At 58.9% G+C, this 16,739-nt stretch carries 15 protein-coding genes; 5 read left to right on the top strand and 10 right to left on the bottom strand.

The features are described from left to right. Positions 1-111: 111 nt before the first annotated feature. Together J1G34_RS26150 and J1G34_RS26155 are read right to left on the bottom strand one after the other, a co-directional pair. Positions 112-1,722, bottom strand: a complete 1,611-nt coding sequence (locus tag J1G34_RS26150; RefSeq protein ID WP_222994832.1) for an ATP-binding protein — start codon at positions 1,720-1,722, stop codon at positions 112-114. Beyond that, a complete protein-coding gene (locus J1G34_RS26155; protein ID WP_065896008.1) occupies positions 1,719-2,444 on the bottom strand; it encodes a response regulator in 726 nt (241 codons plus the stop codon). Before J1G34_RS26155 ends, J1G34_RS26150 begins: the two co-directional genes overlap by 4 nt. A 576-nt stretch (positions 2,445-3,020) precedes the next feature. On the opposite strand from J1G34_RS26155, the gene J1G34_RS26160 reads away from it, so the two are divergent. Continuing rightward, on the top strand, positions 3,021-5,912 hold the full coding sequence (locus tag J1G34_RS26160; RefSeq protein WP_065892951.1) for a ribonucleoside-diphosphate reductase subunit alpha: 2,892 nt from the start codon (positions 3,021-3,023) through the stop codon (positions 5,910-5,912). A 91-nt stretch (positions 5,913-6,003) separates the two neighbouring features. Here the strand turns inward: J1G34_RS26160 and J1G34_RS26165 are convergent, their stop codons facing one another. The 7 genes from J1G34_RS26165 to J1G34_RS26195 all read right to left on the bottom strand — a co-directional run bounded on the left by J1G34_RS26165 (position 6,004) and on the right by J1G34_RS26195 (position 12,253). Beyond that, positions 6,004-7,029: a hypothetical protein gene (locus tag J1G34_RS26165; protein WP_222994833.1), complete on the bottom strand. Its 1,026-nt coding sequence runs from the start codon at positions 7,027-7,029 to the stop codon at positions 6,004-6,006. Positions 7,030-7,204: 175 nt separating this feature from the next. Continuing rightward, positions 7,205-8,515: a flagellar hook protein FlgE gene (gene flgE, locus J1G34_RS26170; RefSeq protein WP_065892953.1), complete on the bottom strand. Its 1,311-nt coding sequence runs from the start codon at positions 8,513-8,515 to the stop codon at positions 7,205-7,207. A 31-nt stretch (positions 8,516-8,546) separates the two neighbouring features. Next, on the bottom strand, positions 8,547-9,266 hold the full coding sequence (gene flgD, locus J1G34_RS26175; RefSeq protein WP_065884801.1) for a flagellar hook assembly protein FlgD: 720 nt from the start codon (positions 9,264-9,266) through the stop codon (positions 8,547-8,549). A 16-nt stretch (positions 9,267-9,282) separates the two neighbouring features. Next, a complete protein-coding gene (gene flgC / locus J1G34_RS26180) occupies positions 9,283-9,726 on the bottom strand; it encodes a flagellar basal body rod protein FlgC (protein WP_065884802.1) in 444 nt (147 codons plus the stop codon). Between the two features lie 3 nt (positions 9,727-9,729). Next, the gene (flgB, locus tag J1G34_RS26185; protein ID WP_065892954.1) at positions 9,730-10,137 is read right to left on the bottom strand and encodes a flagellar basal body rod protein FlgB; all 408 of its coding nucleotides are present in this window, start codon (positions 10,135-10,137) and stop codon (positions 9,730-9,732) included. Positions 10,138-10,449: 312 nt separating this feature from the next. Next, positions 10,450-11,277 (bottom strand): protein-glutamate O-methyltransferase CheR, encoded by an 828-nt coding sequence (gene cheR / locus J1G34_RS26190; RefSeq protein WP_065884804.1) that lies wholly within the window; start codon positions 11,275-11,277, stop codon positions 10,450-10,452. Between the two features lie 43 nt (positions 11,278-11,320). Beyond that, positions 11,321-12,253, bottom strand: a complete 933-nt coding sequence (locus J1G34_RS26195; protein WP_065884805.1) for a chemotaxis protein CheV — start codon at positions 12,251-12,253, stop codon at positions 11,321-11,323. 75 nt (positions 12,254-12,328) lie between these two features. On the opposite strand from J1G34_RS26195, the gene flgA reads away from it, so the two are divergent. The 4 genes from flgA (at position 12,329) to J1G34_RS26215 (ending at position 14,919) form a co-directional block, all read left to right on the top strand. After that, the gene (gene flgA, locus J1G34_RS26200) at positions 12,329-13,093 is read left to right on the top strand and encodes a flagellar basal body P-ring formation chaperone FlgA (protein ID WP_065892955.1); all 765 of its coding nucleotides are present in this window, start codon (positions 12,329-12,331) and stop codon (positions 13,091-13,093) included. A gap of 141 nt (positions 13,094-13,234) precedes the next feature. Further along, entirely contained in the window at positions 13,235-13,555 is a 321-nt protein-coding gene (flgM, locus tag J1G34_RS26205; protein WP_065884811.1) for a flagellar biosynthesis anti-sigma factor FlgM, read from the top strand. 48 nt (positions 13,556-13,603) lie between these two features. Next, on the top strand, positions 13,604-14,074 hold the full coding sequence (locus J1G34_RS26210) for a flagellar protein FlgN (RefSeq protein ID WP_065892956.1): 471 nt from the start codon (positions 13,604-13,606) through the stop codon (positions 14,072-14,074). A 95-nt stretch (positions 14,075-14,169) separates the two neighbouring features. Next, complete coding sequence (locus tag J1G34_RS26215; protein ID WP_065884808.1) at positions 14,170-14,919, top strand: flagellar brake protein; 750 nt, start codon at positions 14,170-14,172, stop codon at positions 14,917-14,919. 57 nt (positions 14,920-14,976) lie between these two features. On the opposite strand, the gene J1G34_RS26220 is transcribed toward J1G34_RS26215, so the two are convergent. Next, complete coding sequence (locus J1G34_RS26220; RefSeq protein WP_065892957.1) at positions 14,977-16,350, bottom strand: MFS transporter; 1,374 nt, start codon at positions 16,348-16,350, stop codon at positions 14,977-14,979. Positions 16,351-16,739: the final 389 nt, after the last annotated feature.

Consider the following 16,739-nt stretch of genomic DNA (forward strand, 5'->3'; position numbering starts at 1 on the left):
ACAGCTACAACAACTACCTGTCGCCAATAGCCATGGAGCAAAAAGCGGCATAAACACCGTAATCGGTGTCCGGGATTACTTGACCAGTTCAGCTTGCCCCCGATGGCGGTGTCAGGGTTTTCCCTGTTCTCTGGGCCAACTCAGACTGAAACACGCCCCGCCCAGGTTGTTGCTCTTGCTGATCAACGCCCGCCCGCCATGCCAATAGATAATCCGCCGCACGATCGACAGGCCCAGGCCGTGCCCGCCCGAGGCGCGCGTGCGGCTGTCGTCCAGGCGCAGGAACGGGGTGAACACACGTTCCCAGGCACTTTCCGGTATGCCGGGGCCATCGTCTTCCACGTCGATACGGCACCGCACCTGCCCGACCTGATAGCTGATCAGCACCTGGCCCTTGGCGTGGCGCATGGCATTGCTGACCAGGTTCTGCAGCGCGCGATGCAGGTAGCGGGGCTCGGCATCGACCCAGGCGTCCTGCCGATGCGCCGATGAAGAGCAAATCCCGCGGGTGACGCTGACCTGCGGGCGCAGTGGCGACAATTCGCCGATCACCTGGTCGAGCAACGCATCGAGGTCGACGCACTGGAAGTCCAACGCCGGCGCGCCCTGTTCCAGGCGCGCATAAGTGAGCATCTCATCGACCAGGCCATCGAGGTCCTGGATATCGCCGTCCATGCCCTCCAGGTATTTGCGCCGAGCCTCGGCGGTGTTGGCGTCGCCCAGCATCTCCAGGCCGAAGCGCAGGCGCGCCACGGGCGTGCGCAGCTCGTGGGACACTGCGCGTACCAGTTCACGCTGAATCGCCAGCAATTGCTGCAAGTGCTCGGCCATGCCGTTGAACGCCGCCGCCAACCGCCCCACCGAGTCGACGCCTCGCGCCGGTACGCGAACCTCCAGGTTGCCCTTGGCGATGCGCGTGGCCGCCGCCTCCAGGCCCTTGAGGCGGCGCTCGAGCTGGCGCACCAACAGGTAGACGATCAGACCGATCAGGGTCAGGCCGATCAGCGCGATCAGGATCAGCCATTGCGCCGGGTACGGGTTCATCTGATACAGCGGGCCGATCTCCAGCACCCACGGCGTGCCGACCATGCCGGCAAACACACGGATCGAATCACCGCCCTTGCCCAGGGCCATCACCGTATCGCCCTCGGCCACGCGTCGGCGCTGGTCCTCGTCCATATCGGCCTGGTCGAGGGGCATCAGGTGCATCTCGAAACCAAAGCCCTTGGCCTGCTTGAGGTCAGCCAGACGTTGCGGCTGCTCGGCCACCGGAAACCGCACCAGTTCGTCGGCCAGCAGGTAGATAGTGGCGCGGGCCAATTGCTCGCTGATCTGCTGCACTTCGCCGGTGAGCACCCATTGCTCCTGTTCGCTGACCAGACGCAGTACCCGCGCAGCATGGGGCCCCGTCTGCTCCACCAGGACCTGGCCACGTTGCAGGCGCTTGCGCTGGCTCATGTCCAGCTGCGCGTCGACGAAGGTGCGCAACTGCAACGGAATGCCCAGCAATCGCTCCCACACCGCCAATGCGCGCTGACGCTCGATGGCGCTCATGGGCCGCAGATTGTCGCCCATCAACGCGAACGTGCCATGGGCCAGGCGCTCGCGGTATTGGTCGCTGCGCACATCGTTGAGCAAGTGCAGGGCCAGCACCCCCAGCAGCGCGACCAGGATCAGCGCGGCGCACATGCCGCCGTAGATGCGCAGGAAGATCGAGTTCACAGCGGCATGTCGGCAGCGGCTTCGGGCACGAACAGGTAGCCTTTGCTGCGGATGGTCTTGATCAGGCGCGGGTGGATCGGGTCATCGCCGATCTTGGGGCGAATACGTGAAATGCGCACATCAATCGAACGATCCTGGCCGTCGTAACCGACGCCGCGCAGGGCGATGAAAATTTCTTCGCGCGACAGAATGCGCCCGGCGTTGGCCACCAACAGCCACAGCAGGTCGAACTCGGCACTGGTCAGTTCGATGCCGCCCTGGTGCAGCCAGGCCTCGCGCAAGGCGTTGTCCACCACCAACGGGCCGAATTGCAGGCGTCGCTGGTGCTCCACCGCAACCGCCGGCGCCGGTTCGCTGCGCCGCAGCAGGGCCTGGATACGCGCCAGCAACAGGCGCGGACGCACGGGTTTGCACACGTAGTCATCGGCGCCCATGTCCAGGCCCTGCACCTGGTCCATGTCGTCGGTGCGCGCAGTGAGCATCAGGATGACGCCGTCATAGCCCCCGCGCACCTTGCGGCAGATGCTCAGGCCGTCTTCGCCGGGCAGCATCAGGTCGAGGATCACCAGGTCAGGCTGCTCGGCGATGATGCGCGCCGCCGCCAGGGCACCGTCGTTCTCCACCGACACGCGCAGGCCGTTGCTCTCCAGGTATTCGCGGGTCAGCTCGGCCAAGCGTTCGTCATCCTCGACGATCAATACCTGCCAGGGATCCTGTCCCATGGGTTGTCCTCATTGTTATAGGAAATTCTTCCGGCCAAGACGGTCCAGGCACAGCCTGTTTGTCATGTATTGAGGGCATAACGAGGGTCGATTGTAGCCATGGGCCAACCCATAAGCACAAGTCGGGAAATCGATTCGGCCATGGCGTTTTTTTGTGGTAGGGTTCGCGCCCTTCGAAAACCGCCAGCTTGTTTTAGCTTCGAAACATTTAATGACAAACGGCGCAATCCAGCAGTAATGCGGCCTACACGCCCCTTCAACCTTTCTTACACATTTTACTCACAGTGTTATCCACAGGTTAGTGCGTTGCTAACACCTGTAAAACGCATTATCTTGTACCTCGGCACTTCAAGAGACCCTACATGTAGGGTTTTGGCGGAAAGCGTCCAACCACATAAGCGGCTCGAAATTCAAGCGCTTTATTGCTGGCGCAGCGTGGAACCAACCGATTTTCAGTAGACCAAACCGCTCACGCGGATGGCAGCTGTTTTTCATCCAAAGATATGGAAAACGGTACGGGTGTTGCAGGAAAGCCTGGCACTCGCAATCAAATATAGAACGTGGAGACAACCCCCCATGCAAACCGACACAACTCGCGAGAACCCGCAGGGCTCCGTGCCGCAGGCCGCCGATTCGAATATGGATCTGTCCGCCACCGCACCTGGCCAATTGCGCGTGATCAAGCGTAACGGCACTGTCGTTCCTTACACCGATGACAAAATCACCGTCGCCATCACCAAAGCGTTTCTTGCAGTTGAAGGCGGCACCGCTGCTGCTTCGTCGCGCATCCACGACACCGTTGCCCGCCTGACCGAACAGGTCACCGCGACCTTCAAGCGTCGCATGCCATCGGGCGGCACCATCCACATCGAAGAAATCCAGGACCAGGTCGAACTGGCCCTGATGCGTGCCGGCGAGCAGAAAGTTGCCCGTGACTACGTGATCTACCGCGATTCGCGCGCCAAGGAACGTGCCGTACACGCGCCATCCGCCGACGCCGTGCAAGCGCACCCGTCGATCCGCATCACCCTGGCCGATGGCAGCTTTGCGCCACTGGACCTGGGCCGCCTGAACACCATCATCACCGAGGCCTGCGAAGGCCTGGAAGAAGTCGACGGTGACCTGATCCAGCGCGAAACCCTGAAGAACCTGTACGACGGCGTGGCCCTGACCGACGTCAACACCGCCCTGGTGATGACCGCCCGTACCCTGGTTGAACGCGAGCCGAACTACTCGTTCGTGACCGCGCGCCTGCTGATGGACACCCTGCGCGCCGAAGGCCTGGGCTTCCTCGGTGTCGCCGACAGCGCCACCCACCACGAGATGGCCGACCTGTACGCCAAGGCCCTGCCGGCCTACATCGCCAAGGGTATCGAATTCGAATTGCTCAACCCGATCCTGGCCACCTTCGACCTGGAAAAACTCGGCAAGGCGATCAACCACGAGCGCGACCAGCAGTTCACCTACCTGGGCCTGCAAACCCTGTACGACCGTTACTTCATCCACAAGGACGGGATCCGCTTCGAACTGCCGCAAGTGTTCTTCATGCGTGTGGCCATGGGCCTGGCGATCGAAGAGAAGCACAAGGAAGACCGTGCGATCGAGTTCTACAACCTGTTGTCGTCCTTCGACTACATGTCGTCGACCCCGACCCTGTTCAACGCCGGCACCCTGCGTCCACAGCTGTCGAGCTGCTACCTGACCACCGTGCCGGATGACCTGTCGGGCATCTACCACGCGATCCACGACAACGCCATGTTGTCCAAATTCGCCGGCGGCCTGGGCAATGACTGGACCCCGGTGCGTGCACTGGGTTCGTACATCAAGGGCACCAATGGTAAATCCCAGGGCGTCGTGCCGTTCCTTAAAGTGGTGAACGACACCGCCGTTGCCGTGAACCAGGGTGGCAAGCGCAAAGGCGCTGTATGTGCCTACCTGGAAACCTGGCACATGGACATTGAAGAATTCATCGAGCTGCGCAAGAACACCGGTGATGATCGTCGTCGTACCCACGACATGAACACCGCCAACTGGATCCCTGACCTGTTCATGAAGCGTGTCTTCGATGACGGCCAGTGGACCCTGTTCTCGCCGTCCGAAGTGCCGGACCTGCACGACCTGACCGGCAAGGCCTTCGAGGAGCGTTACGAGTACTACGAAGCCCTGGCCCAGTACCCTGGCAAAATCAAGCTGTTCAAGACCATCCAGGCCAAAGACCTGTGGCGCAAGATGCTGTCGATGCTGTTCGAAACCGGCCACCCATGGCTGACCTTCAAGGACCCGTGCAACCTGCGCAGCCCGCAGCAGCACGTGGGCGTGGTCCACAGCTCGAACCTGTGCACCGAGATCACCTTGAACACCAACAAGGACGAGATCGCCGTCTGCAACCTGGGCTCGATCAACCTGCCGAACCATATCGTCAACGGCAAGCTGGACACCGCCAAGCTGGAACGCACCGTCAACACCGCCGTACGCATGCTCGATAACGTTATCGACATCAACTACTACTCGGTGCCACAGGCGCAGAACTCCAACTTCAAGCACCGTCCGGTCGGCCTGGGCATCATGGGCTTCCAGGACGCCTTGTACCTGCAGCACATTCCTTACGGTTCCGATGCTGCCGTCGAGTTCGCCGACAAGTCCATGGAGGCGGTCAGCTACTACGCTATCCAGGCTTCCTGCGACCTGGCCGACGAGCGCGGCGCCTATGAGACGTTCCAGGGTTCGTTGTGGTCCAAGGGCATCCTGCCGCTGGACTCGCAACAGATCCTGATCGAGCAGCGTGGCCAGAAGTACATCGACGTTGACCTGAACGAATCCCTGGACTGGGCGCCGGTACGTGCCCGTGTGCAGAAAGGCATTCGTAACTCCAACATCATGGCCATCGCACCGACCGCAACCATCGCCAACATTACCGGCGTGTCGCAGTCGATCGAACCGACCTACCAGAACCTGTATGTGAAATCGAACCTGTCGGGCGAGTTCACCGTGATCAACCCGTACCTGGTCCGCGACCTGAAAGCCCGTGGCCTGTGGGACTCGGTGATGATCAACGACCTGAAGTACTACGATGGTTCCGTGCAACAGATCGAGCGCATCCCGCAGGAACTCAAAGAGCTCTACGCAACCGCGTTCGAAGTGGACACCAAGTGGATCGTTGACGCCGCCAGCCGTCGTCAGAAGTGGATCGACCAGGCGCAGTCCCTGAACCTCTACATCGCCGGTGCTTCGGGCAAGAAGCTCGACGTGACCTACCGCATGGCGTGGTACCGTGGCCTGAAAACCACTTACTACCTCCGTGCCCTGGCCGCGACCAGCACCGAGAAGTCGACCATCAACACTGGCAAGCTGAACGCCGTTTCCAGCGGCAACCATGGTGATGACTCGGTTCTCGCCGCGCCAGCTGGACCTGCGCCAGTGCCGAAGGCGTGTGCGATTGATGAGCCGGATTGTGAGGCTTGCCAATAGGCCGCAGAGCTTGCTAGCGGCTAAAGGCAAATGAAAAACCCCGGTAACTCCAGGCTTTAAATGGATTTACCGGGGTTTTTCTTTTGACTGCTTATATAAATACACTGACTATGCCAGGCTCCGGAACCCCTCCGCGCTTTCCCCATAGCTCGACCCGATTACCGATAACTGCCATGGAATGGCTTTTATATTCCACAGTACCTATTTTTCCATTGGCGAAATCAGCATGAGTACCTTGCCGATATAGCCCACGCAGCCCTAAACGATCCAGACCTTCACGAGCCACCTCTCCATCGTTGAGAGTGCGCATTGCTTCATAAAAGCTGAGGTTGGTCTTCCCGTCATTCCCTTCCTTCTGCGCCCGCTTGGCACTTGCGGCATACATGAAGTTCGCATCAGTCATCATCGAGGCATCATCGCCTCTGAAATTAGCGAAACGGGCGGCCTGCTTCAGTTCGTCTTTGGATACATGGACCTGCACACCATCTCGCATCACCACATCCCAACCATTACCCGCCTCCGCTACATTTTTAAACACATCGGTAGGTTTTTGGCCGAACTGCTGCATTGCAGCCTTTATTGCTGAAACGGTGACACAATTTCCGGTGAAGCCTAGGCTGAAGCCACTCCAGATATTTTTGGGTGCAACACCAGGATTGCTGTTATCTACTCTATAGTCAAAATGGCTAGCGCCGCTGGTGATCGGCAAGTCGCTCATCGAGTCACGAGGGCCAAAATCCGCTCGATTCACGCCGCCACCACCACCTGGCGGCGTAGGAGAAGGAGCGGGAGAGGGGCCGTCTTCATCCGCAAACAATTCTGGAAAGAGCGCCTTCAACCAAGCCCACCAGGCTTCACTGACATCGCTCTTGAGCTGCTCGAGAATCGCCTTGAACTTCTCGTCCCCCAACTTCTCACGCAGCGCATTCAACTTGTCGCGCGTGTCCTGAACTGTCTGCGTCTTGCCCGACTGCTGCGCCTCAAACAGTTGGTTAAGCAGGGTTTTAACCGTTGCCTTGTCGGCGTCAGGCGCTACCGGTTTCGACTGATCCGCAACCCTGACATGTAGCGGTCCTGCGCGCTTGCTATCGGCTGCGAAAACACCTGTCCCCCACATATCCCCGCCCCCTATGATGGCTGAGCCTCTCGGCTATGATCCGATCAGTGGCAAGGCGGGCATGCCGCGTTCCGTGCGGCGCATGTCTGCGCGTAACCCTATATGTCGCCGACACTTTTCCTACGGGCACAAAAAAGCCCCTCTTACGAGGGGCTTCCTGTGGAGCGCCGGCGCATCACGTCATCTGAATGATGGTCTGCATGATGGTGCTCTGGGTGGAGATGGTCTTGGCGTTCGCCTGGTAGTTGCTCTGGGCCTTGATCAGGTCCACCAACTCATTGGTCAGGTTGACGTTGGAGTTCTCCAGGGAGTTGGCCACGATCGAGCCCAGGGTGCCGGATTGCGGGGTGTCATAACCCGGTTGACCCGACGCGAAGGTTTCTTTCCAGGTGGTGCTGCCGGCGGGTTGCAGGCCTTGTTCGTTGTTGAAGCTGGCCAGCGAGATCTGGCCGATAGCCTTGCTCTGCTGGTTGCTGAAAGTGGCGAACAATACGCCGCTGCCGTCGATCTTCAGGCCGGTGATCTGGCCGGTGGCATAGCCATCGGTCACCGGAGGGTTACGGTAGGTGGCCGAGTTGTACTGGGTGATGTTGGCCATGTTGACCGCAATCCCACCCGGGTTGGCATTCGCACCGTTGGCCTTCCACACACCATTGGTCACCGTACCCGGGACCCAACCGGCAACGGTGAGGGTCTTATCGGATACACCACCGGTCACCACACTGGTGAGTTTGCCCGCGCCATCGAAGGTCAGGGTCGACGCCACCGGTGGGGTCGATGGGGTGCCCGTCGGGGAAGAACCGTCAGGGTTGCGGCCGTCGATCAGGGTGTAGGCATTCCACTTGTTGCCGTCGGTTTTCACCAGGTACTGCACCATCGGGTGAGCGTTGCCCTGGGAATCGTACAAGGTGGTGCTGTATTGCGTGGTAAAGGTGTCGGTCTTGGTGGGATCGAATGGCTTGGCCGTTTGGTCGATCACCGGCTCCGAGGAGTTCAGGTTACTGGCGGAGTCCACTTTGGTGGAGGCCTTGGGCGGCAGGTTCGTCAGGTTCAGTTGCAGGTCGGTCAGGCCGCCCTTGTTGATTTTTCCGTTATCATCCGCCGCGTAGCCTTGCAGGCGCGAGGTACCGCTGTTGTTGGTGATGTAGCCGTCTTTGTCGGCACGGAACGCACCGCTGCGGGTGTATTCCAGCGAACCGTCACTGCCCTTCTGCACGAAGAAACCGCCGCCCTGGATCGCCATGTCCAGGATGCCGCCGCTGCCATTCACGTCACCCTGGGTGAATTGCTGCGACACCGCCGCCAGGTTCACGCCATTGCCGATGCTGTTCTTCCCGGTGCCCAGTTTGGACGCCGCGTAGATGTCCGCGAACTCTGCACGGGACGACTTGAAGCCAGTGGTCGCCACGTTGGCAATGTTGTTGCCGGTCACGTCCAGTTGTTTGTTGGCCGCATAGAGGCCGCTAAGGCCGATATTAAAAGACATGTTTCTCTCCCTCTGCCGTTGTTAGCCGGCTCTATGTACCGATAGTCTGAATTTGCGACAGCTTGACGCTGCCCATGCCGCCTGCAAGGTTCAACAGCATTTCGCCACCTGTCTTGCTCAGCGTCACGCTGGTCACCGTTGCCGGCAGTGAAGTAGCCAGGGCAACCGCGTCGCCCTTGTCGCTCTTGGCGGAGGCCGCGAAGGTATAAGTGCCGGCTGGGGCGACCTCACCCTTATCGTTTTTGCCATCCCAGATGAAGTCCGACGAACCCGCGCTCTGGGCGCCCATATCGAGGGTGCGCACCACGTTGCCGTCCTTGTCGGTGATCTTGATCGAGACGTTGCCCGTTGCCGCCGTTACCGCCACCGACCCGTTCATGCTCTTGCTGGTATCGACCAGTGCCTTGTCGGTCTGGGTGATGATCGAACGTCCCACCAGCGACGAAGCCTGCAGCGCCTGCGACGAGCTGAAGTTGCTCGATATGTTGTTTACCGAGTCGTTCAGGGTGTTGATGCCTTCCAGGCTGCTGAACTGGGCCAACTGCGCCACGAAGGCACCGTTGTCCTGTGGCGACAACGGGTTCTGGTTTTTCAGCTGGGTGACCAGCAGTTGCAGGAATGCATCCTTGCCCAACGCCTGGTTGCCGGTGGCAGCCTTGGAAACATTCGCTACATTGTTTGAAGCGTCCTTGACCTTGGAGTTGAACAGGTCCTGGACTGCCGTGTTGTTCGACGTATCAACGATGGCCATTATTTGGCGCCCCTTATCACTGACCCAGGGTCAGGACCTTCTGCATCATGGTTTTGGCGGTGTTCATCATTTCCGCGTTGGTCTGGAACGAACGGCTGGCGGAAATCATGTCGGCCATCTCCTCGACCACGTTGACGTTGGGGTAGTAGACATAACCCTTTTCGTTCGCTGCCGGATGATTGGGCTCGTAACGCGCTTCGAGGTTGCTCTGGTCCTCGACCACACCCAGTACCTGCACGCCTTGCCCGGCGGCATCCTGGTTCTGGAACAGCGAATCACTGCCGCCGCCCTGGCCGCCCTGGAACATGGTGGCAAATACCGGATGACGGGCGCGGTAAGTCTGGTCAATGCTCGAAGACACGGTCTCGGCGTTGGCGATGTTACTGGCGACGGTGTTCAAACGCGTGGTCTGCGCGCTCATGCCACTGCCGGCAATATTGAAAACACTGGACAGGGACATGGCTTATTCTCCACGCAGGGCTGACATCAGCCCTTTGAATTTGCTGTTGAGCAGGGTGAAGCTGGCCTGGAAGTTCACCGAGTTTTCGGCGTAGTTCGATTGTTCCAGTTGAGCATCAACGGTGTTCTGGTCGATCGACGGCTGCATCGGCGTGCGATACAGCAGCGACTCGTCACCACTGCTCAGGCCTTGCGCTTCAATATGACGGCTGTTGGTCATGTTCAAGGCGAAGGCGCCGTTTTTGGTCTTGTCCTGCTGTGCGGCGAGCACGGCGGAGAAGTCCAGGTCCCGAGCCTTGTAGTTCGGGGTGTCGGCGTTGGCAATGTTGTTGGCCAGGACTTCGGCACGCTGGGCGCGGAAGCCCAGGGCTTTTTCGTGGATACCGAGCGCTTTATCGAAGCTGATGCTCATGGCGGAAACCTTTAGGCTGACCTGCTGTTCGTTAGCAGGGTTATAGCAAGGTGCATGCCAATGTGACCAAGCCCCGTATATCAAGGGCTTGCAGAGAAATTGCCGGCGGCAATGCCAGAAAAGCGGCAAGTGCTTTCCGCGTGGCGCCAGTAAAGCGGCAATGGAAGGATTGCCGCTACCGTTGAAAGTGCCGCGAAACAAATGTGGGAGGGGGCTTGCCCCCGATAGCAGTGTGTCATGTCATGAATAGCTGACTGACCCACCGCCATCGGGGGCAAGCCCCCTCCCACATTTTTTACCGGGTAAACGTTGTTATTTGGCCTGGTAGATGATTCCCGGGCTGCACTGCACCATCTGGTAGTGATCCGGCAAGCCGTTCAAGGCTTCCGACGCGCCAAGGAATAGATACCCGCCGCGCTTGAGCGTGCCATGAATGCGCAAGAGGATGTCCTTCTTCACTTCGGCCGAGAAGTAGATCAGCACGTTGCGACAGAACACCATGTCGAACTTGCCCAGGCTGGCGTAGCTGTCGAGCAAGTTGAACGAGCGGAACTCGACGCGGTTCTTGATCGGCGCCTTGATCGCCCAGCGCCCTGCCCCCTTCGGGTCAAAATAGCGCTGCAAACGTTCCTGGGACAGGCCTCGGCCCAGGGCCAGGCTGTCGTACTCACCGGTCTTGCAGTTGGTGAGCATGCTGCCGGAGAGGTCCGTCGCCACAATTTGCGCGCCGGCTTTCAACTGGCCCATGTTGGTCCGCTCGAACTCGTCGATGGTCATGGAGATCGAATAAGGTTCCTGTCCCGAGGAGCATGCCGCCGACCAGATGCGCAGGCGCTGGCCCGGGCTGGCCTTGATGGCTTCGGGCAGCACTTTGTTCTTGAGCACCTCAAAGGGGTAGGTATCGCGAAACCATAAGGTTTCGTTGGTGGTCATGGCATCGACCACCATCTCCTTGAGCCCGCTGCGCGGCTGCCCCTGGATACGCTGGACCAGCTCACCCAGGGATTTGATGCCCTGCTGTTCCATCAGCTTGTTGAGACGGCTGGATACCAGGTACTGCTTGTTTTCACCGAGCAATATGCCACAGGCTTTTTCCAGGAAGACCCGGAACTGTTCGAAATCCAAATTACCCGTAGACAATGGTACCGCCTCTTAAATCGTGTGACCGCCAGGAGAAATGCCCCTAGCCGTGATCTGCTGCCTTGATCCGGTCGACTACCCGGGATGCGAGGTCATCAGGCCGGAATTTGGCCAGGAAGTCATCTGCACCGACCTTCTTGACCATGGCCTGATTGAATACCCCCGACAACGAAGTATGCAGGATGATGTGCAATTTTTGCATGCGTGGATCGTTGCGTATTTCAGCCGTGAGGGTGTATCCGTCCATTTCCGGCATTTCAATGTCGGAAATCATCATCAGGAACTCTTCTTCCGGCTTCTTGCCCTCGTCCACCAACTTGCGCAGGTAATCCAAGGCTTGGCGCCCATCATTAAGGGCTACGACCTCGACGCCAACGGTTTGCAGGCAACGCGTGACCTGCTTGCGCGCGACAGAGGAGTCGTCCACGGTCAACACGCGCAGGGATACCGCCTTGTGTGCCGTCTCGGCATCCACGACCCCGACGGAAATCGTTTCCGAGGTGGGCGCGACCTCGGCGAGGATTTTCTCCACGTCGATGATCTCGACCAACTGGTTATCCACCCGCGTCACCGCCGTGAGGTAATGATCGCGCCCGGTGCCCTTGGGCGGCGGATGAATCTCTTCCCAGTTCATGTTGACGATACGTTCCACCGAGCGCACCAGAAACCCCTGGGTCTTGGTGTTGTACTCGGTAATGATCACGAACGGGCTCTCGCGGTCCTGCAAACCAGAGGACCCGGTGGCCATTGCCAAGTCAAGAATGGGGATGGTCGCGCCACGTATATTGGCAACGCCACACACCACCGGACTGGACTTGGGCATGATCGTCAGCTTGGGACACTGCAGCACTTCGCGCACTTTAAACACGTTGATCCCGTACAGCTGCTTGCCGTCCAGGCGAAAAAGCAACAACTCCAGGCGATTCTGCCCTACCAGCTGTGTGCGCTGGTTTACTGAATCCATTACACCTGCCATGCCCAGACTCCTAAATCCCAGAGGTACGATGCGTACCCAACACTAAACGGCACGAGCTTTGCTATTTGGTTGGCTATGGATATTAAAACGACAGTTTCCCGACGCGCTTGCCGCCCAAAGTATCGCAGATTGCTCTGCGCCGCGATGGCGCTGCTTGTCTGGGGCGTGGGCGTCACCGCTCGCGCCGACAACGTCACCCTGCCTGATCTCCTTATCGGCGTCACCCAGGGCTTTCTTGAATACACTGTAGAAGATTATCTGGAGACCACCCAGACACCGGGGCGCTATGAGATCCAGGTCAATCAGTTGGACCCGCGCCTGCGCATGCCGATGTGTGACAAGGAATTGACAGCCACCCTGGAAAGCCCGGCCCAGCCCATTGGCCGTGTCACCGTAAAAGTACGCTGTGAAGGCGCCTCACCCTGGACGGTGTTTGTACCGGCTCAAGTCAAATTGTTCCGCGACGTCGTCGTGGTGGCACGGCCGTTGAAGCGCACCGGCATCATTGGCGATGACGACGTTGCACTGCGTGAACGGGATATCAGCCTGATCAACCAGGGTTACCTGACCTCCCTGGACCAGGCGATCGGGCAGCGCCTCACCCGACCAGTGGTCACCGACCAAGTGATTACCCTGGTTCACCTGGAGCAGGCTGAAGTCATTCGTAAAGGTGACCAGGTCGTGATTTCCGCCAGCAGCGGCGGGTTGAACGTAAAAATGCCGGGGGAAGCGCTGTCCAACGGTGGCATGAGCGAACAGATTCGCGTCAAGAACCTCAACTCCAACCGCGTGATCAAGGCGCGAGTGACAGCTCCGGGCCAAGTCGAGGTGGCGTTATAGATGACTGGTACGGGGCGCCAGGTTTTCCTACACTGTGCATAGAGTGCTCCGTGCGGAGATTTATTGTCATTCGCGCCTAAAGTTTGTCCGGGTATTGCCGAAAACATGGCAAGCGTCCAAATACCCAGAGGTTTTTTGATCATGGTCATTGATTTCAGCCGTTTAAATAACACCCCGACGACGTCAGGCACTACGCGTACTGCCGGCAAGGAAAACGTAGAAGCCAAGTCCCAGCCCCTGCCGGCCAAGGCAGAGCAGGCGAGTGCGAGCCAGAGTGGGGAGTCGGTTCACCTGAGTAATGAGGCTCAGCAGTTGCAGAAGGTCACTGACTCGCTGCGCGATCAACCGGTTGTCAATAAAGCCCGCGTGGCCGAGTTGAAACAGGCTATCGCCGATGGCAGTTACACAGTCGACAGCAACCGTGTAGCCAGCAAGCTGCTTAACTTCGAAGCCGAGCGCTAGGCAAAGGCCTGCGCTGGGCTTCTGGACGCTTAAAACCCAAGGCCAGCCATGCACCACGACGAACATTTGCTTCAACTGATCATTGATGATCTGGCGCCGACGCAACAACTGCTCGAGCTGCTAAAAGAAGAGTCCCTGGCCCTGTATGGCCGGGATATGCCTTTGCTCGAAGAAATACTCGCGCGCAAACAATCGCTGATTGTGCTGCTCGAACAGCACGGCACGAAGCGCAGCGAGATCCTCAACAGCCTGGGCCTGCCCGCCGATCACGACGGCCTGGCACAGTTGGCAAGCCATTCCTCGGTCGGCGATCAGTTGCTGACGCAAAGCAAAGCGCTCAATCACCTGCTCACCCAGTGCCAGGAAGCCAATCTGCTCAACGGCCAGTCGATTCAGCTACAGCAAGCCACCACGGCCAATCAGTTACGTATTCTTCACGGCGGCGAGCCCCCGGCCCTGTATAACGCCCAGGGGTCCACTTCACGCCTGGTCAAGCCAAGCACCCGCAGCCAAGCCTGACAGCGGTTCAAAGCGCGGCCTATCCAAGGTGCGCTACATACTGGCAAAATGCCGGTTCTTGCGTGTAGTCGTATTTTCCTGGAGATGGAACAACCGTGTTCAACGCCCTTAATGCGGAAGATGCACCGCAGCCACCCAAGGTTCTTACCACACCTTTGGAAATCGCCAGCACGCTGCGGATGCTCCAGGAAAGCCATGATCCATTGATCATCACTTTCCACGAACGCAGCCAACGCTTCCAAAGCTACCTTGTGGATATCGACCGGGACAGCAAGACGCTGGTGCTGGACGAAATGATTCCGCGTGACGGTGAACGTCACCTCGAAAATGGCGAACCCTTCCGCGTCGAAGGTTTTCATGACGGTGTCCGGGTCGCCTGGGAGAGTAACGGCACGCTGAGCATCAGCGAGAAGGATGGTCACCGTATCTACAGTGGCAGCATGCCCGGTGAGGTGGTCTATCATCAGCGTCGCAATGCATTTCGCGCGGCACTGAAATTGGCGCAGTTGGTCAATATCGAATTGGGCGGCGAAAAGCTCAAGGCTCCGGTCAACGGCAAGTTGCTGGACATTTCCGCCACTGGATGCAAATTGCGCTTTGAAGGCGACATCGCCGAACGCCTGCAACTGGGGCAGGTCTACGACCGCTTCATCGCCGCGCTGCCATTCGGCAACATGACTACCGCTGTCGAGTTGCGTTACCTGCATTTCGAAGACAGGATCAACACCACGTTTGCCGGCGTGCGCTTTCATAACATGAGCGGTTTGGTGCAGCGCCAGGTAGAACGCTTTGTGTATCAGCTGCAGCGTGAAGCTCGACGCTTCGACAAGGACGACGACTTTTAAGCCTCGAACGCTGAAGTGAAAACGGGCAGATCCTGATAGGGTCTGCCCGTTTTCCGTTCAGGGGCGCGCTCTGCTCAAGTCGTGGGGATGGTCTTCCGAGTCTGTCGACTCAGGCGCTACCTCGACAGCCGGCTCGTCGACGACAGGTTCTGGGTCCGGTTCAGGAACAGTGGCCTGCATCTGCTCTTGCACCACCTGTTCATCTACCCGCGGGTCAAGGGCTGCCACCAACGGCGAGCTGGACATACTGTCAGGCATCGCCACGTGATGCAGCGGCGCATCGTCTACCTGATGCAAGTTGGTCACCGCCTTCGGCCGTATGCGCCATACCAGGATCAACGCGCAGAGGCTGAAAAACGCGTACAGCATCTGGCTGCCGAACAGCTTCATCACCACACCTGCCAGAAGCGGGCCGATACTGGCGCCCACTCCGTAAGTCACCAGCAACATGGCCGTCAGCGAGACCCGGCGATCACCTTCTACGTGGTCGTTGGAAAAAGCCACGGCCAACGGGTACAGACAAAACTGCACAAGTGAACAAAAGAAGCCCGCTACGAACAGCACTTCCAACGGAACCTGAGTCATGATCGCCAAGGGCAATGCCGCCACTGCCAGACACAAGGCAAAGCAGCGGATCAGCAGCGCGCGGTCATAGCGGTCGGACAACCAGCCCAGCGGCCACTGCACGAGCAGTCCCGCAAAAATGCAGGAGCCCATGAACAGGCCGACTTGCTCGGTCGTCAACCCCTGCTGGGAGGCATAGAGCGGCGCCAGGCCATAGAACGAGCCCACGATCAGTCCAGCCCCCAGCACCGTGCTGAGGGACTGTGGCACGCGCTTGATAAAGAAACGCGGCTCCATCGGCGCCGGATGCAGCGGTGCGGGGTGAATACGTCGGGTCATGGCCACCGGCACCAGGCACAGGGCAAAGCACAGCGCGACCAGCATCAGCAGTTCAAGCCCCAGATGGGGATGCATGACCAGTATCAGCTGGCCCAGTACGAGACCGAGGTAGGAAGCGATCATATAGCCGCTGAACACTACGCCACGCTGCTTGGCCTCCGCCTGCTCATTGAGCCAGCTTTCAATGACCATGTACTGGCACATCATCCCCAGGCCCACGATCACCCGCAGGACGATCCAGGCAGGCAGCCAATCGATCAAACCGTGCCCCAGCACAGCCGCGCCGACGATCCCGGCGCAGGTCGCGTAGGCGCGTATATGCCCGACACGAGCGATCAAGCGGTGCCCGATCTTGCCGCCCAGCACCAGGCCAAAGTAGTTGGCCGCCATCAACGCACCCACCCACAGGCTGTCGACATGGTCAGCCGCCAGTCGCAAGGCTAAATAAGTACTGAGCAGGCCGGAGCCGATCAGCATCATCAAGGAGGCGAAATAAAGGGCTCGAAAAGATTTCCAGATCTGGCGCATCGGCGTTCCGAGCGGCTCCTTGCAGTGAGGGGACAGGGCTATCGCATGATAGTCCGCGTTGGTCGGGTCCGGACAGGCGGCATTAGCCTTTTCCAGGGATTATTTTGCTTAAGCTCAGACGCTGACTGCGTGGCTGAAAGGTACATAGCGGGCAGATAAATATACCGCGCACCACCTGTGAACCTGGATCAGGTGCAAGGTTCGACTGGTGTTTGGATATCTGCGATAAAAGCCCTGAATAGAGCGATCCATAGAGGGTGAGCCTGTTCGATGCGCAGGCTTTTCGAGCGCCCAAAACAAAACCCCTGTTTGCGTTAGCAAACAGGGGTTCTGGAATTTAATCTTGACGATGACCTACTCTCACATGGGGAAACCCCACACTACCATCG

It is taken from the genome of Pseudomonas sp. Wu6 (assembly GCF_019891515.1).
Classification (GTDB): Bacteria; Pseudomonadota; Gammaproteobacteria; order Pseudomonadales; family Pseudomonadaceae; genus Aquipseudomonas; species Aquipseudomonas orientalis_A.

Bases quoted from the DNA above. Each gene is read 5' to 3' on its own strand.
- flgM (WP_065884811.1), top strand. From the start codon at position 13,235: ATGGTCATTGATTTCAGCCGTTTAAATAACACCCCGACGACGTCAGGC.
- J1G34_RS26165 (WP_222994833.1), bottom strand. From the start codon at position 7,029: ATGTGGGGGACAGGTGTTTTCGCAGCCGATAGCAAGCGCGCAGGACCG.
- J1G34_RS26220 (WP_065892957.1), bottom strand. From the start codon at position 16,350: ATGCGCCAGATCTGGAAATCTTTTCGAGCCCTTTATTTCGCCTCCTTG.
- flgA (WP_065892955.1), top strand. From the start codon at position 12,329: ATGGATATTAAAACGACAGTTTCCCGACGCGCTTGCCGCCCAAAGTAT.
- J1G34_RS26195 (WP_065884805.1), bottom strand. From the start codon at position 12,253: ATGGCAGGTGTAATGGATTCAGTAAACCAGCGCACACAGCTGGTAGGG.
- flgD (WP_065884801.1), bottom strand. From the start codon at position 9,266: ATGGCCATCGTTGATACGTCGAACAACACGGCAGTCCAGGACCTGTTC.
- J1G34_RS26210 (WP_065892956.1), top strand. From the start codon at position 13,604: ATGCACCACGACGAACATTTGCTTCAACTGATCATTGATGATCTGGCG.
- flgB (WP_065892954.1), bottom strand. From the start codon at position 10,137: ATGAGCATCAGCTTCGATAAAGCGCTCGGTATCCACGAAAAAGCCCTG.
- flgC (WP_065884802.1), bottom strand. From the start codon at position 9,726: ATGTCCCTGTCCAGTGTTTTCAATATTGCCGGCAGTGGCATGAGCGCG.
- J1G34_RS26160 (WP_065892951.1), top strand. From the start codon at position 3,021: ATGCAAACCGACACAACTCGCGAGAACCCGCAGGGCTCCGTGCCGCAG.
- J1G34_RS26155 (WP_065896008.1), bottom strand. From the start codon at position 2,444: ATGGGACAGGATCCCTGGCAGGTATTGATCGTCGAGGATGACGAACGC.
- flgE (WP_065892953.1), bottom strand. From the start codon at position 8,515: ATGTCTTTTAATATCGGCCTTAGCGGCCTCTATGCGGCCAACAAACAA.